Annotated in this window: 13 protein-coding genes; 2 read left to right on the plus strand and 11 right to left on the minus strand. The window is 49.4% G+C overall.

Annotated features, from left to right (window positions below):
- Nucleotides 1-20: 20 nt before the first annotated feature.
- From AC58QC_RS24180 to AC58QC_RS24190, 3 genes are read right to left on the minus strand one after another with little or no spacing between them, the layout of a single operon-like run.
- Nucleotides 21-689: a GNAT family N-acetyltransferase gene (locus tag AC58QC_RS24180; RefSeq protein ID WP_497417598.1), complete on the minus strand. Its 669-nt coding sequence runs from the start codon at nt 687-689 to the stop codon at nt 21-23.
- Nucleotides 690-693: 4 nt separating this feature from the next.
- Nucleotides 694-1551, minus strand: a complete 858-nt coding sequence (locus AC58QC_RS24185; RefSeq protein ID WP_497417599.1) for a carbon-nitrogen hydrolase family protein — start codon at nt 1549-1551, stop codon at nt 694-696.
- Between the two features lie 57 nt (nt 1552-1608).
- Nucleotides 1609-2598, minus strand: coding sequence for an acrylyl-CoA reductase family protein (locus AC58QC_RS24190; RefSeq protein ID WP_497417600.1), 990 nt, complete (start codon nt 2596-2598; stop codon nt 1609-1611).
- Nucleotides 2599-2758: 160 nt separating this feature from the next.
- On the opposite strand from AC58QC_RS24190, the gene AC58QC_RS24195 reads away from it, so the two are divergent.
- Nucleotides 2759-4348: a histidine kinase N-terminal 7TM domain-containing diguanylate cyclase gene (locus tag AC58QC_RS24195; RefSeq protein WP_497417601.1), complete on the plus strand. Its 1590-nt coding sequence runs from the start codon at nt 2759-2761 to the stop codon at nt 4346-4348.
- Nucleotides 4349-4434: 86 nt separating this feature from the next.
- On the opposite strand, the gene AC58QC_RS24200 is transcribed toward AC58QC_RS24195, so the two are convergent.
- The 3 genes from AC58QC_RS24200 to AC58QC_RS24210 all read right to left on the minus strand — a co-directional run bounded on the left by AC58QC_RS24200 (nt 4435) and on the right by AC58QC_RS24210 (nt 8452).
- Nucleotides 4435-6015 carry a UDP-glucose--hexose-1-phosphate uridylyltransferase gene (locus AC58QC_RS24200; RefSeq protein ID WP_497417602.1) on the minus strand — a complete coding sequence of 527 codons (1581 nt, stop codon included), beginning with the start codon at nt 6013-6015 and terminating at the stop codon, nt 4435-4437.
- A 256-nt stretch (nt 6016-6271) separates the two neighbouring features.
- Nucleotides 6272-7270, minus strand: coding sequence for a UDP-glucose 4-epimerase GalE (gene galE, locus AC58QC_RS24205; RefSeq protein ID WP_497417603.1), 999 nt, complete (start codon nt 7268-7270; stop codon nt 6272-6274).
- Nucleotides 7271-8452 carry a galactokinase gene (locus tag AC58QC_RS24210; protein ID WP_497417604.1) on the minus strand — a complete coding sequence of 394 codons (1182 nt, stop codon included), beginning with the start codon at nt 8450-8452 and terminating at the stop codon, nt 7271-7273. It abuts the gene before it with no gap.
- 218 nt (nt 8453-8670) lie between these two features.
- Between AC58QC_RS24210 and AC58QC_RS24215 the strand changes: the two genes are divergently transcribed.
- A complete protein-coding gene (locus AC58QC_RS24215; protein ID WP_497417605.1) occupies nt 8671-9528 on the plus strand; it encodes an AraC family transcriptional regulator in 858 nt (285 codons plus the stop codon).
- A 117-nt stretch (nt 9529-9645) separates the two neighbouring features.
- Here AC58QC_RS24215 and AC58QC_RS24220 read toward each other — a convergent pair whose 3' ends face one another.
- From AC58QC_RS24220 to ilvA, 5 genes are all read right to left on the minus strand, one after another.
- Nucleotides 9646-10629 carry an ABC transporter permease gene (locus AC58QC_RS24220; RefSeq protein ID WP_497417606.1) on the minus strand — a complete coding sequence of 328 codons (984 nt, stop codon included), beginning with the start codon at nt 10627-10629 and terminating at the stop codon, nt 9646-9648.
- Nucleotide 10630: 1 nt separating this feature from the next.
- Nucleotides 10631-11710 (minus strand): ABC transporter permease, encoded by a 1080-nt coding sequence (locus AC58QC_RS24225; RefSeq protein WP_497417607.1) that lies wholly within the window; start codon nt 11708-11710, stop codon nt 10631-10633.
- Nucleotides 11703-13244, minus strand: coding sequence for an ABC transporter ATP-binding protein (locus tag AC58QC_RS24230; RefSeq protein WP_497417608.1), 1542 nt, complete (start codon nt 13242-13244; stop codon nt 11703-11705). The genes AC58QC_RS24225 and AC58QC_RS24230 overlap by 8 nt, the downstream gene beginning before the upstream one ends.
- A gap of 132 nt (nt 13245-13376) precedes the next feature.
- Complete coding sequence (locus tag AC58QC_RS24235) at nt 13377-14426, minus strand: BMP family lipoprotein (protein ID WP_497417609.1); 1050 nt, start codon at nt 14424-14426, stop codon at nt 13377-13379.
- 300 nt (nt 14427-14726) lie between these two features.
- Entirely contained in the window at nt 14727-15983 is a 1257-nt protein-coding gene (gene ilvA, locus AC58QC_RS24240) for a threonine ammonia-lyase IlvA (RefSeq protein ID WP_497417610.1), read from the minus strand.
- Nucleotides 15984-16124: the final 141 nt, after the last annotated feature.

Below are 16124 nucleotides of genomic sequence, written 5' to 3' on the forward strand. Positions count from 1 at the left end.
AGGTCAACTCACTCCTATTTTTAATATGTAAAAGGGTTCCGCCACTCCATCAACAACGCATGATTCAGCGATTCCTCATCTTCCAAATAATTTGCAACCACGCCTACTGGCGTCCGGCCGCATCGCAGCAAAAAGGTAATCACCGGGTCCTTCATCGTCCCCGCCATGACAGCTGCCGCATAATCATCGGCACTCATCTTCTCGACCACCTTATGATAGCCAGGCATCCGCCCGCCTCCGAGCAAACGAGCCAGCCCCAAATGCACCACTACCTCGTACATGGACTGCATGAGCCACTTACCGAGACCAAACTTGCGGTAAGCTGGCATGATGCAAATATCCACAATGTAGAGCGTATCGCCATCTGGACGATGCGTTCGGATAAACCCGTCATCCGTCATCGCCGACCAGCTATGATCGACATCCCCAGCCATCCGCTCACTTTTCACCCGAAGTCCCGTAATTGAACCCACGACCTGACCCGCTACCTCCACACACAGCGCGCCCTCCGGAAAACGGGTGACATGCTCCATGAGCTGCTCCTTCGTCCACCAGAGCTCAGACGGGAATGGCGGCGGAAAGCTCAGCTGCTGAACACGAATCAACGCATCGAAATCTGCCACACCATACGTGCGAATGACCGCCTCCACAGGTGTATCACCATCAAACACATAAAGTTGTTTACGCATGCTCTCAAGACCAATCCGTATACAAATCGGTTCGGCGGTCGCGCCAGGTGGTGACGGAGCCTTTTTCCCGAACAAGTGTTAACAGCGAGAGATCAAGGTCCGCCGTCACGACCATATCGCCGTTAATCTCACCTTCGACTAGGATCCCTTTTGGCGGGAAGGGCACATCATTCGGCGTAATGACAGCGGCTTGTCCGAAATTCGCCCTCATGAAATCAACCGTTGGCAGAGCGCCGACAGTCCCCGTTGTCACTACGTATATCTGATTCTCAATTGTCCGAGCGTGACAGGTGTAACGAACACGATGGAAGCCATGCCGGTCATCCGTACAGGACGGAGCGAACAACACATCGGCGCCACGCGCTCTAGCCATCCGCACGATTTCTGGGAATTCTACATCATAGCAAACCAGAATGGCAATTCTGCCTTTATCCGTATCAAAAACCTGCAGCGAATCCCCTGCTCCCATCCCCCATTCCTTCACCTCGGTTGGGGTAATATGCAGCTTTTTCTGCTCGCCAATGCGTCCATCGGGATAGAACAAAAACGCCGTATTGTACAGCCTGTCCCCCTCTGCCGTAATGTGCGTGCCGCCAATCAAATGCATGCCCGTTTGCTGAGCAAGTCCCTGAAATAAATCGCGATAGGCCTCTGTAAAAGAAGGCAGTGCCTCAATCGGCAACGCTTTGCCCTTCTCATCGCCTATCGACATCAACTGTGTGGTGAACAGCTCCGGAAACAGCACGAAATCCGCCTCAAACTCCTGCGCTACCTTCACATAATGCTCCACCTGTGCGGCGAACTCTTCGAAGCCACTAATTGTATGTAAATGATACTGAACAGCTGATACTCGCATTTTCACTGTGCAACTCTCCTCACTTCAGAAATGATAAGATGAATGCTTTCACTAGACCAACCCTTACAGCCGAACCAGCACCCTGCCTCTTACCTTGCCTTCCAACACCAGTTGCGCAGCCTCAGCAACGCCGTCTAAGCTAACTTCTTTATACACCGTCTGCTCCAGTTGCCGAGGCCCCCATTCCTTCGCGATTCGCTCCCAGAGCATTTCGCGCACCGATGCTGTACAATAGACGGAATCAATCCCTAGCACATTCACACCTCGCAGGATAAAAGGATACACCGTCGCCGCAAAATCCACGCCGCCCGTCAATCCACTCAGCGCCACGGAGGCGCCGTATTTCATCCGGCTGAGCACGTACGCAAGCGACGATCCTCCGACAGGATCAACCGCACCTGCCCAATACTCCTTGCTGATCGGCTTGCTTTCGGAAGGCGAAAGCTCCTCCCGTGAAAGCACACGCGTCGCACCAAGCTCAAGCAAATAGGCGTGATCAGCGGACTTCCCTGTGCTCGCTTCTACTTCATAGCCGAGGGCAGCGAGCATCGAGACGCTGTTGCTGCCTACACCACCCGTTGCCCCGCGCACGAGCACGGGTCCCTGCTCCTTGCGCAGCCCATTCTGCTCCATTCGGTGAATGGATAGGGCCGCTGTAAAGCCCGCCGTGCCGAGGATCATCGCTTCGCGATGCGTCAGTCCCTGCGGGAGTGGCACGACCCAGTCGGCGGGGACACGCGCATACGCGCTGAACCCGCCGAAATGCCCTGTGCCCAGCTCGTAGCTGGTCACGAGCACCTCATCGCCCTCGCGATAGCGGGGATCTGACGAGGCTACGACCGTACCCGCCAAATCAATGCCAGGTACCATTGGGTACTGGCGGATCACCCGCCCCGCTGGGCTGCAGGCCATCGCGTCTTTATAATTAATGCCGGAGTAGGCGACGCGGATCGTCACTTCCCCTGCGGGTAAATCCTCGATGCGCAGTTCTTTTATTTTGCTAGAAAACTGATCCTGTATTCGCTCCACAACTAATGCGCTAAAGCTATCCATATTCACGCCCCCTACCAGCCAAACATCACTTCACTTGGTTCTTTTAGTTTACTAAATTTTGTAACTTGTTGCCATTACAACCCTATGACAGCACACGAGGATGTGATACCATTAAATCGACAATTTATCCAATAATCCTACAAACGATGGAGTGCGACTCATGCATCCTACACTAACCATGTTCATTTCAATCATCGCAACCTCGGGTGTTTTTACAACCTTTCTGTGCATGTATGCCTTTATCAAGCGCAAAGAAATACCCGATGCCTATACTTTCGTCATCTATACGGCTGCACAAGCTATTTATATTTTTGCTCACGCTTTTGAAATGGCCAGCGATACATTAGTCGAGGTGAAGATTTGGACGATCTTCGAGTATATTGGCATCGGAGCTGCGCCTGCCATTGGCTTACTCATTGTCATGCAGTATGTTGGTTTGAAGCTGACTCGTAGAAGGATAGGGGCGCTCTTCCTTATTCCAGCCGTAACATTCGTCATGTTGGTAACTAATGATTATCATCATTTATTTTATAAAGATATGTATTTTCGCGAAAATGCACCTTTCCCCACAACCGATATTGTCATCGGACAATATTATATCGTTCACGGGGCATATACTTTCGGATGTATGCTTGCGGCGGTCGTGCTACTCTTGCGCAGATGGCATCAAACTAAGAAAGCCTACCGTTTGCAGCTGATGACCTTAATTATGGGGCAGTTCATGCCGATGACGGGTGCATTCCTTTATTTGATGGGCTTAACACCGTATGGCATTGATCCTGTTCCGATGATTCTTTGTATAACTTCTGCCATGTACATCTGGGCGATTGTGTCCACAAGAATGCTGACGGTTATTCCGATTGCGAAGGATCGTATTTTTGAAAGTATGCGTGAAGGCGCTGTTGTGCTGGATTTCGCAGATCGGCTTGTTGACTTCAATGGTGCGATCAGCAAAATGTTTCCGGGCTTAACGACGGACATGCTCGGATTAACACTCGATGACGCGTGGATTCGGTTGTCGGGTACAGCATTTCCAGTGGCGCGATCACAAGATGGTGCACAAGAAGAATTTGTTTGGCGCACCGCAGATGGCAAGGAGTTCTCTTATCAAATCCGTTCCTCCGTTGTACGGGGTCGCAGTGGAGAGCCGATTGGAAGTCTGCTGATGCTGATCGACGTCACAGAGCAAAAGCTGCTCCAAGATCAATTAAAGCAGCTAGCCTACTATGATGGTTTGACGAAGCTATTGAATCGCACAGAGTTTATCCGTCGGAGTAAGGTTGTAATGGAAGAAGCTCAGGATAGCAAGGATCCTATTAGTATCCTGCTTTTCGATATAGACCATTTCAAGCACATCAATGATACCTATGGCCATGATGTCGGCGATCTAGCGATTCAGCATGTGGTTGCGATTGCTAAGCGAGTTGAAACTGAAGTGCCTGGCGTGCTTATAGCTCGCTATGGTGGTGAGGAGTTTGTCATCGCCTTGCCTTACTGCCCGCTAGACCACGCCGCCCTAGTAGCGGAACGGATTCGCGCTCAGCTTGAAGATGAGCCGCTTAGCGGGAGCAATGGCTCGATTGCCGTGACAGCGAGCTTCGGATTAGCTCAGGCAAGCCATCGTGGAGATACCTTGGAAATGCTGCTGAAGCATGCGGACATGGCCTTGTATCGGGCCAAACGAGCAGGCCGAAATCAGGTTCGTATATTTGATTCGCATGTTGAAGCATCGATCAGAACCTCGAGATGAACATGAACTGAGAACATCCCCAGCCCCGCGCGCGCCACTACGCACGCGCACAAAAAAATCCCTGGTCCACCGACCAGGGATTAGCACTACACCTGCTGCGCGAAGCCCACCGCAGCCAAAAACCGTCCGAACGCCGCTTGCCCGGCTTCGTCACGCTTGAAGACGCCCGCGTCCAGCAGGACGTCCATGAACTTGCTGCCGACCTCGGTCTGCAGCACCGCATTCGCCGCGTCGGCCGTCAGCGCCGCGCCATGCTTCGCGAGCAGCGCCGCGATCCAATCCGCATGCTTATACAGCGGATTCCCCTCGTCGCGCACCTCGCGGCCGAGCTCGGCTTCGCCGGTCAGCAGCCTGGCGATGTCCGCCAGCTCCTCTTGCAGGCGGCCCGGCAGCACCGCGAGCCCCATAACCTCAATCAAGCCGATGTTCTCCTTCTTGATATGGTGTAAGTGCTGATGCGGATGGAAGATCCCATCCGGATGCTCAGCGCTGGTGCGGTTGTTGCGCAGCACCAGGTCAAGTTCATACTCGCCCCGTGCATTGTTGCGGGCGATCGGCGTGATCGTGTTATGCGGGATCCGCTGTCCGTCCTTCTCGCTGAACGCGAGGACCTCCGCTTCCGCATCACTGTAAGCGCGCCAGTCCTCGAGCAGCTTGCTCGCCAGCTTGTACAGCTGCTGCTTGTTGTGCCCGCTCAGGCGCAGCACCGACATCGGCCACTTGACAATAGCGGCCTTCACACCTGCAAAATCGGCATGTGAGAATGCTTTCTCACTTGGCGCTTTTTCCATCGGGAACTTGTGACGTCCCCCTTGGAAATGATCGTGATTCAGGATGGAGCCCCCGACGATCGGCAGGTCCGCATTTGAACCGATGAAATAGTGCGGGAACTGTTCGATGAAGTCCAGCAAGCGGTAGAACGTATTCGCCGTTGTTTTCATCGGAATATGCTTCTCATGGAAGATGATGCTGTGCTCGTTGTAATACACGTAAGGGGAATACTGCAAGTACCACTTCTCACTATCCAACTCGAGCGGGATTACGCGCAGATTCTGTCTAGCCGGGTGATTCACACGGCCTGCATAACCCAGATTGTCTACACAAAGTAGACATAGAGGATAGCTGCTTTGTGGCAGCGTTTTGAGCAGCGCAATTTCCTTCGGATCCTTCTCCGGCTTGGAGAGATTGATCGTAATTTCCAAATCCCCGTAGGCCGTTTCAGCTAGCCAGTAGGCGTTCTTTGCAATTCGATCCATGCGAATGTAATTCGAGTCGATGGATTGTTTATAAAAGTACTCCGTTGCCGCTTCAACATTCTTCGTCTTGGCCAACATCCAGAATTGACGCACCACCTCGGAAGGGCGGGGCATGAGATGCCCCATAATGCGTGCGTCCAGCAAATCGCGGTATGTCGTCGTATTCTCTTCCAGTAAGCCTGCTTCCCAAGCTGCATCCAGCAGCTCTTCCAGCAAGCCAACCGGACTGCTCAACTTCTCCGCAGGCACTTGCCCTTGGAAAGGCTCTGCCAGTCCGAACAAATCCAGCAAAGCATTGCGCGAGGTATAGACGTCCAGCTGTTCGATCAACCCATTCTGGGTGGCGAATTGTAGAAGTCTTTCTATGGTTAACGCTGCAGATTGCGGCGTTAGTCGTGTGTGTTCCATCATGCCACTCCCCTTTCTTTCTTGTGAGAGAGCCTCCACCAAAAGCCTGCAAATGTGCACCTTTTTGCTTGCTGCTTGCCACGTTTAGAAGGAATAACTGCGAAAATACATCAATTTGTGCCCCATCCACGGGAATCGCGTCATTTCTCACCAAAAGCATGCACTTTTGCAGCAATTCCTTCTGAGACAAGTCAATCTCTGAAAAAAACTGCACTTTTGCAGGATTAAGGGTTTGGCCCCTGCTTACCTATCGCCATCGTTAAACCTTCACTTCCGCTGCGTACCCCTTCGGGTGCTTCTGATGCCAATTCCAAGCGCTCTCAATGATCGCTTCCAAAGAATCCAATGCTGGCTTCCAACCAAGCTCCGCTCTAGCGCGCTCCGAGGAGGCAATCAGCGTTGCCGGGTCTCCCGCTCTACGAGGCTCAACAACCGCAGGGATCGCATGGCCAGTTACTTTACGCGCGATATCGATCACTTGCTTCACGGAGAAGCCTGTTCCATTGCCAAGGTTATAAATATTGCTGTCCGCACCGCCGCGCAGCTTCTCTACCGCAAGCACGTGTGCGCTCGCTAGATCGCTAACGTGGATATAGTCACGTACGCAAGTGCCGTCTTCTGTCGCATAATCCTCGCCGAAAATCGAGATGTGCGCTCTTTGACCCAGCGCTACCTGCAAAATAATCGGAATCAGATGCGTCTCCGGGCTGTGGTCTTCCCCGATTTGGCCGCCAGCATGCGCGCCAGCTGCATTAAAGTAGCGCAGCGATACATATTTGATACCATGAGCGGTATCGAACCATTTCATCATTTTCTCCATCGCCAGCTTCGTCTCGCCGTACGTATTCGTAGGCAAGGTACGATCGCTTTCAAGGATCGGGATGTTCTCAGGCTCCCCATACGTAGCAGCGGTAGAAGAAAATACAATGCGCTTCACGCCGTACTGTGTCATTTTTTCAAGTAAACAAAGGGTTCCGTACACGTTATTATGGTAGTATTTCGCCGGATTGGTCATGCTCTCACCAACGAGTGAATTCGCAGCAAAATGAATAATGGCATCGATGTTATTTTCAGCAAAAACCGTATCCATGAAATCCCCGTCGCGCAGATCGCCAACGTATAGTTTACCGCCAAGTACCGCGTCCTTATGACCTTGTTGCAGATTATCGACGATCACGACTTCCTCGCCCTTGGCCAGCAGCTCTGCTACCGCATGCGACCCGATATATCCCGCTCCACCTGTGACTAGAATTGCCATTTACAACGCCTCCTCAAGTTGCTCTACACCGTTGCCAATATCACACACATAGAAGCTTGGTGTAAGCCCTGTAATTCCCGTGTATTCCGTGCCCACTTGATCAATAAACGTTTGAACGCTGTCTTCATGCACCAAGGAAACCGTACAACCACCGAAGCCTGCACCTGTCATCCGCGCCCCAAGCACACCTGGCACCTTCAACGCTGCTGCAACCATTGTATCGAGCTCCAAACCAGTTACTTCATATAGGTCACGCAGGGAATCGTGGGATCCGATCATCAGCTTACCGAAGGACTCCAGATCATTTGCTTCCAATACTTCGATGGATTTCAAAACGCGATCAATCTCTTCCACAACATGCTCCGCTCTGCGACGAACTGTTTCGTCTGGGATCAGGTGTTTATATTCGTTAAACTGCGCAAGGTTCAATTGACCAAGCAGCGTGATGTCTGGGAATTGCTTTTGCAAGTAGGTAACCGCCTGCTCGCATTGACTTCTTCTCTCATTGTAAGCGGAGTCGACGAGACCTCTGCGTTTATTCGTGTTACCGATGACGAGCTTATAGCTGCCGCTTTGAAAAGGAACATGACGATACTCTAGGGTATCGCACATCAACAGGATCGCGTTGTCTTTCTTGCCATTCGCTACAGCGAATTGGTCCATGATGCCGCAATTGACGCCGACGAATTGGTTCTCTGTTTTCTGAGCGAGAAGCGCGATTTTGACTGTATCGATTGGATATTTCTCCAGAGTCAGCAAGCTAAACGCTGTAACAACCTCGATGGAGGCTGAGGAGGAAAGACCTGCGCCGTTCGGGATTTCGCCGTGGAACAATAGATCATATCCTTGCGTAACTGGGAAACCTTCTTTGGCCAAATGAACGAAGATCCCTTTCGGATAATTGATCCAATCGTCCTCTTCTTGGTAGGACAAGTCGTCTATGGAAATTTGTTTGCGCAGTGCCAAATTGGTGGATGCAAAGCCAATCACACGATCTTGTCTTGGACGAATGATCAAGGTCGTTCCGAACGTCAAAGCTGCCGGGAATACATAACCGCCGTTGTAATCCGTGTGCTCCCCGATCAAATTCACCCGACCAGGAGCGTGAAACGCTGAAATCTTCGCTGCCGTTTCTCCGTAAATTTCAATAAACGTGTCTTTAAGAGCTTGCAAATCTGCCATGTGTGGCACCGCCTTTAGTGGTTTTGGTATGTGATCTTGTTTCGATGAAATTAAGTTTGTGTAAGTTTATAGCTTAAGTATAAGAGATGCGCCATAGATTGGCTATGGAGGCATGTAATTTTCACATGGAAAAATGTGATTTACAAATTCCGTTTTATGTGAGATTTATGATACAGTGGAAGGAACGAATGGTCTTCGAACGGAGATGAAGCAACGTCATGAATAAACCAGAGAGTTATTACGTCGTATCGAATCCCCTTCCTGCTGGGGAGAGCGATTTCACGGTATTATTTGCAGGGGAAAGCCAGACCAAGCCTGAGCATCGACTAGGTCCGAAAGTCTATGATTACTACTTAATCCATTATGTCATCTCGGGTCGCGGTGTATTCTCCTCACATGGAGAAGAGTATGCGATTCGCGTTGGCGACAGCTTCGTCATAGAACCTGAGCAGCTCATTAGCTACGTTTCCGATGAGACGGATCCGTGGCATTATTGTTGGATCGCCTTTACTGGCGCACAGGCAGCAAAGCTCGTTGGTGAGGCGGGCCTCACGCCCGCCAACCCCGTCATCCATATCACGCGCAATCGGCATATACCTGTGCTATTTCGTCAGATCCAACAAGCGCTCAAATCCAAGAAATCAAACGCGCAGCTGAAAGCCACCGGATACCTCAGCTTATTACTCGGCGAGTACTGCGAAGCCCTGTCTGCCCCTGTGGTAACAGGAATGGTCACAGACGCCGAAAGCGATCGCATCGTGCAGCAGGCTATCCATTACTTGTCCACGCAATATGCGGAGCCCATCACCATTGAAATGATGGCTGAGAGCTTGGGTTATAATCGCGCTTATCTGTCGCGCATGTTCAAGCGGCACACCAAGGTGACGCCGGTTACGTTCTTGCTCAAGCTGCGTGTGGATAAAGCACGCTTGCTGCTGCGGGAACGACTGGAGCTCACCATCGAGCAGATCGCGGCTTCCGTCGGCTTCTATGATCCCCTGTACTTCTCCAAGCAGTTCAGGCGCTGGTATGGCGTCTCTCCGAGCGAGTATAGGAATCAAATCAAGTCACTTTGATTTGAGGCGGATATGGCGGCGGATTAACAAACATCCTTCAATTTCGACATCACTCGATATAAAAAAAACATGCATTACCACGGGATCGCCCCTTAGCTAATGCATGTTTAACTTACACTATCTCTTACCCGGATCGTACGGCTCACCTAATGCAGATGGTGCTTTCGCACGGCCTACAGCCCCTGCCAATACGAGGATTGTCAGTACGTACGGCAGCATGTAGAGGAATTCCTGCGGGATGTTCTTCGAGAAGTCGAACAACCGCATGAAGTTGTTGAGCGCTTGCGCCATTCCGAAGAACACCGCGGCGCCCAGCGCGCCAAATGGATGCCATTTGCCGAAAATCATCGCAGCCATCGCAATAAAGCCTTGACCGGAGATCGTGTTATGCGAGAACGCACTTGTTGTCGTCAACGTAATTGTCGCCCCGCCGAGACCGCCGAACAAACCGCTAATCAAAACAGCCAAATAACGGATACGTTTCACTTTAATCCCGACCGTATCAGCGGCACTCGGATGTTCACCAACCGCACGCAGACGCAGACCGAAAGGTGTTTTGAACAGCACGTACCAAGTCACGAAGACCAAGATTAACGCGATATACGTCGTTGGATACGCAGTGAAAAGCGCATAGCCAATATACGGAATTTTGGAAAGCAGCGGTATTTCCCATTTGGAGAATACATCGTTCAACGTCTCGGTTTGACCTGCGCCGTTGAACAATACTTTCACCAAGTACAATGTTACACCTGCTGCCAAGAAGTTGATGACCACGCCGCTGATCACTTGATTCGCTTTGAACGAAATCGTTGCAACCGCATGAATCAAAGCGAAGATCAGGGCGAATAACAGAGCGCATAGGAGTCCAAGCCACGGAGACCAGATACCCATATTTGCTTCTTCCGCATAGTAAGTGCCGACCGCCGCAGCGAAAGCACCGGAAACCATCAAACCTTCGATCCCGATATTTACAATCCCGGAGCGCTCTGAGTAAATACCACCCAAAGCCCCGAAAATAAGCGCTGTGGAATACACCAGCGTTGTATTAATAAGTTCACTGAATTTTGTGAAGAACGCATTAAGCATACTGAGCAGGTCCATATTACGAAGCCCTCTCTTTCTTGCGTTTGCCGTAGAACGGGATCAGCACCCATTTGACAATTCCTTGGGTAGCAACGAAGAAAATCACCGATCCGATGACAATACGGATAATTTCTGGTGGTACATCCGCACCAAAGCTCATCCCCGCAGAGCCATAAGATAATCCACCGAAAAGGACTGCGCCCAGCACGACCCCTACCGGATTGTTCGCTCCGAGCAAGGATACCGCGATACCATCGAACCCATACCCCGGCGTGCCTGCAGCAACGACCTGATAGTGGAATACGCCGAGAACCTCGAACACACCGGCAAGTCCTGCGAAAACCCCAGAAATAAACATCGCCTTGATGATGTTTTTATTCACGTTCATGCCTGCATACTTGGCGGCATCGATATTATGCCCTACAGCACGCAGCTCGTAGCCTTGCTTCGTTTTCCAAAGAATCAAGTAGAATACCACTGCCGCTAGAATCGCAACCAAGACTCCCCAGTGGAGCCGAGCGTGATTCGTCGCTTCTGACAGCCATCCGATACTCAGCGATGCCGAGTCTTGAATCATATAAGAGCGCTGCTGCTTAGGCTCAAGCAGGAACGTGTTCACGATATAATTGGACAGGAACAACGAAATCCAGTTCAACATGATCGTCGTAATAACTTCATTAACGCCGCGCTTCGCCTTCAAATAGCCAGCAATAGCGCCCCAAAGTCCGCCAACTAAAGCGCCGACGATAACCGCAAGTGGAGCATGAATGATCCACGGTAGACCATGGATTTTGACACCAATAAAGGTAGCACCCGTCATTCCCATCACGAACTGACCTTCTGCACCGATATTGAATAATCCCGTACGGAAAGCAAATGCGACGGATAAACCAGTTAAAATGAGCGGCGTAATCGCCCGAATCGACTCACCGATATCATACGGACTGCCCAAAATACGCGAGAATAATGAACCATAAGCAGCAATCGGATTGTACCCGCCAGCCAGCATGACAAGCGCTCCGAATAGCAGCCCCAACACAATCGCCACAAGGGGATTTATCGCTGATTCACTTGTGAATATGCGAACAACTTTATTCATGTCGGGCTCCTTTCTCGGTGCGCTTACTGCCTGCCATCAGCAGACCGATCTCCTGATCGTTCGTATCCTGAGGCATCACTTCGCCCACGATCTCTCCTTCGTAAATAACAGCAATACGATCCGAAACATTCATAATTTCATCCAGCTCAAAAGAAATCAACAACACAGCTTTTCCTTTGTTCCGCTGCTCAATCAGCATGCGATGAACGAATTCGATCGCACCTACATCCAGACCACGCGTCGGCTGTGCCGCGATCAACAGATTTGGATTCTTATGTATCTCCCTCGCAATAATCGCCTTTTGCTGATTACCGCCTGACAAGGAACGAGCCTTGTTGTAAATACTCGGTGTTCGCACATCGAACTGCTTAATCAACGCCTCCGCATGCTTATCGATGGCATCATAGTTAAGGAAGCCGCCTTTGTTATAGGCTGGGTGGAAATACGTTTCCAGTACCATGTTTTCACTCATTGTAAAATCGAGCACAAGCCCATGTTTATGACGATCCTCAGGGATATGCGACAAGCCGGCTTCCGAAATTTCTCTCGGCGTCAGGTTAGTAATCTCACGGCCCATAAGCAGCACTTTACCGCCATCCACGGTACGCAAGCCCGTCAATGCTTCGATCAATTCACTTTGACCGTTGCCATCTACACCCGCGATACCAAGAATTTCGCCAGCTTTCACTTCAAAATTAAGCCCTTTGAGCGAAGCCAAACCTTGTTGATTACGCACCATCAAATCTTGCACCTGGAGAACAGGCTCTCCAAGTTTCACAGCTTCCTTGCTCACTTTAAATGAGACGTCACGTCCGACCATTTTCTCGGCCAGAATTTGCGGATTCGCTTCGACGCATGCCAAGGAATCAATCACTTTACCGCGACGAATAATCGTCACCGTATCGGCGATCTCCATAATTTCTTTCAACTTATGTGTAATGAGAATAATGGACTTGCCCTCTTTCACAAGGTTACGCATAATGACCATCAATTCACTAATCTCTTGCGGCGTTAGTACAGCTGTAGGCTCATCAAAAATTAGAATATCGGCGCCGCGATACAGCGTTTTCAATATTTCGACACGCTGCTGCATACCGACCGAAATATCTTCTATTTTGGCTTTGGGATCCACACGTAAACCATATTGCTCGGATAGCTTGCGCACTTTATCTTGTGCTGTTCGAATGTCAACGTTCATTCCACGTTTGGGTTCCATACCCAAAATGATGTTTTCCGTCACTGTAAATGGTTGTACCAATTTAAAATGTTGATGCACCATCCCGATGCCGAGCTCAATCGCCCGATTCGGACTGTCGATAAAAACCTCGTTACCTTGGACATAAATACTGCCTTCATCCGGCTGATATAAACCGAACACAATGTTCATCAGTGTTGATTTACCTGCACCATTCTCGCCAAGTAAGGCATGAATTTCGCCTTTTTTCAGCTTCAGGCTAATGGCATCATTAGCAACAATGCCTGGAAATCGTTTTGTAATGTTGCGAAGTTCAACAACTGGGACAGCTTCACTCATCAGATCACCCTAAGGATCAATTTTTTATTATTTGTTTCCCATTAAAACTAAAGAACAAGGCTAGTTAATATAACTAGCCTTGTTTGTACAGAAGCAAACCTATCGTTCTCACCAATAACGTCGGTTCGACGCTTATGGTTTTTCAGGAACTTTGATTTCGCCGCTAATAATTTTGGCTTTGTACTCGTCAACTTTTTTCAAGATGTCAGCCGAAACGTTTTTCTTGGATGTTTCAGGAAGGCCTACGCCATCGTCTTTCAGACCCAAAGTAACGACTTTACCACCTTGGAATTTGCCTGCAACCACATCTTTGGACACACGAAGTACAGCGGAGTCAACACGCTTCAACATTGACGTAAGTGTTACTTCATCACCGAACTCAAGGGATTGATCTTTATCTACACCGATAACCCATACTTTTTTACCGTTTTTCGCGCGATCTTTCGCTTCGTTGAATACACCGTTACCAGTGGATCCAGCTGCGTGGAAAATGATATCAGCGCCATCGTTGTAGATGGTTGCTGCTGCTGCTTTACCAAGATCAGGCTTGTCGAAAGCACCAGTGTAGTTGATTTGAACTTTAGCATCTGGTTTTACTGCTTTCACACCAGCTACGAAGCCAGCTTCAAAACGTTTGATAACTGGAATATCGATACCGCCAACGAAACCGATTTTGTTCGTTTTTGTTGTAAGACCTGCAACCACACCAACAAGGTAAGAACCTTCTTGCTCGGAGAAAGTAACAGATTCTACGTTCGGAGCTTCTACAACGTTATCGATGATCGCAAGTTTCGCTTTCGGGTTTTGAGTTGCTACCGTTTTAACCGCGTCACCCATCAAGAAGCCAATACCCCAAGTCAGGTTGTAGCCATCTTTAACGAATTGATTCAAGTTAGGCGTGTAGTCTGCATCACTTTTACTTTCAAGGTTTTTCACGTTAGCGCTTGTTTGTTTTTTCAGTTGCGTCAAGCCTTCCCAAGCACTTTGGTTAAAGGACTTGTCGTTTACGCCACCGATATCTGTAACCATGCCGATTTTGAAGTCTTTACCTGTGTTGTCGCTAGCTACTGCACTTGCTGCTGGTGATGCGGATGAACCTGTCTCTTCTTTTTTGGCACAACCGGAAATCACTAATGCAGAAACTGTTACAGTCATAAGAACTGTTGAAAAAATCTTCTTCATCGATTTTACCCCCATCGTATCATCATTTAATTGAAACCATGAAGCCCACACTGTAGGTTGACCAAATCCAGTTAAATTATGTAAGTCGACTTCAAATTAAGTGTATCATTTTGATTCCTAACAGAAAAGCGAATCTCTCAACGATTCACGCAATTCGTCATGTCACACAAGTTAACATGTCCTTTTTGTTTACGCCGACAATATAGGTTCTAAGCCCCAATTGTTAATTATACAACCAGTGGTTAATAAAATCTAGATTGCTCTATGTTAATTTTATGACACTTGTCGCGTCACAAAACCTTAGATTAGAAGGTTAAATAACTTCGGATCTTTATTGATCTCGATATAGCCATAATCCTTGCGAGAAAGGCGCTCGATGAGCCCATCGTAATCATCTTTATTCTTAAGCTCAATCCCCACCAAAGCTGGCGCATCATCACGATTATTCTTCTTCGTATACTCAAAACGCGTGATGTCGTCCGAAGGTCCTAGTACTTCCTCCAGAAATTCACGAAGGGCCCCTGCACGTTGCGGGAAATTCAAGATGAAGTAATGCTTCAGCCCTTCATATACAAGGGATCTCTCTTTGATCTGCTGCATCCGATCGATATCATTATTCCCGCCACTGATGATACATACGACGTTCTTCCCGCGAATTTGTTCCCGATAAGCATCCAGTGCAGCCACCGGAAGGGCCCCAGCAGGCTCAATAACAATCGCATTACTATTATATAGCTCAAGAATGGTTGTACACTCTTTGCCTGAAGGAATAATGACGATATCCTCCAGCCTTTCTTTGCAAATATCAAACGTCATCTCGCCTACCTGCGCTACGGCTGCACCATCCACAAATTTCTCAATCGACGGCAGCTTAACAACACTTCCCTGCTTCAGTGCTTCCGTCATGCTAGCCGCACCCTCCGGCTCCGCGCCAATAATGCGCGTACGAGGGGAAACACTTTGCACATACGTAGCCACACCTGCGGCTAGTCCACCTCCGCCAATTGTTGCAAAGATGAAATCCGGCGTTTCCGGCATCTGATTCATGATCTCCAGCCCGACCGTCCCTTGCCCAGCAATCGTGCGCACATCATCAAACGGGTGGATAAACACCTTTTTCTCCTTTAGGCAATATGCCTTGGCTTGGGTCGAAGAATCATCGAAGGAATCGCCCACGAGGATGACTTCCACGTAAGAGCCTCCGAACAGCTTCACTTGCGAAATCTTCTGACGAGGTGTCGTTGTCGGCATGAAGATTTTGCCCTCAATCCCCAGCTGTTTACAGGAATAGGCTACGCCTTGCGCATGGTTACCGGCACTTGCACAAACAACACCCGCTGCGCGTTCCTCTTCCGTTAAGCTCTGGATCACATTGTAAGCTCCGCGAATTTTGAACGACCGTACGATTTGCATATCTTCACGTTTGAGATAAACGTTACATTCATACTGGCTGGAGAGCAGCTCATTGCGTTGCAACGGCGACGGTTCAATCACCCTGCTGAGCACATGATTGGCTCTAATAATATCTTCCAAACCCACTTTACCAGTTACAACCATCTTCCCAACACCCTTTCTTTTTTAAAGCTTCCATTAAGTTTTAACATGTATTGTAACATATGTGATGCGTTCTGTACGCAAATATCGTAAGCAGTAATCCCTTACGCTGTAAGGATAAATGCACTGAATTTCATCACTACA

Source organism: Paenibacillus sp. J22P51, from assembly GCF_059692215.1.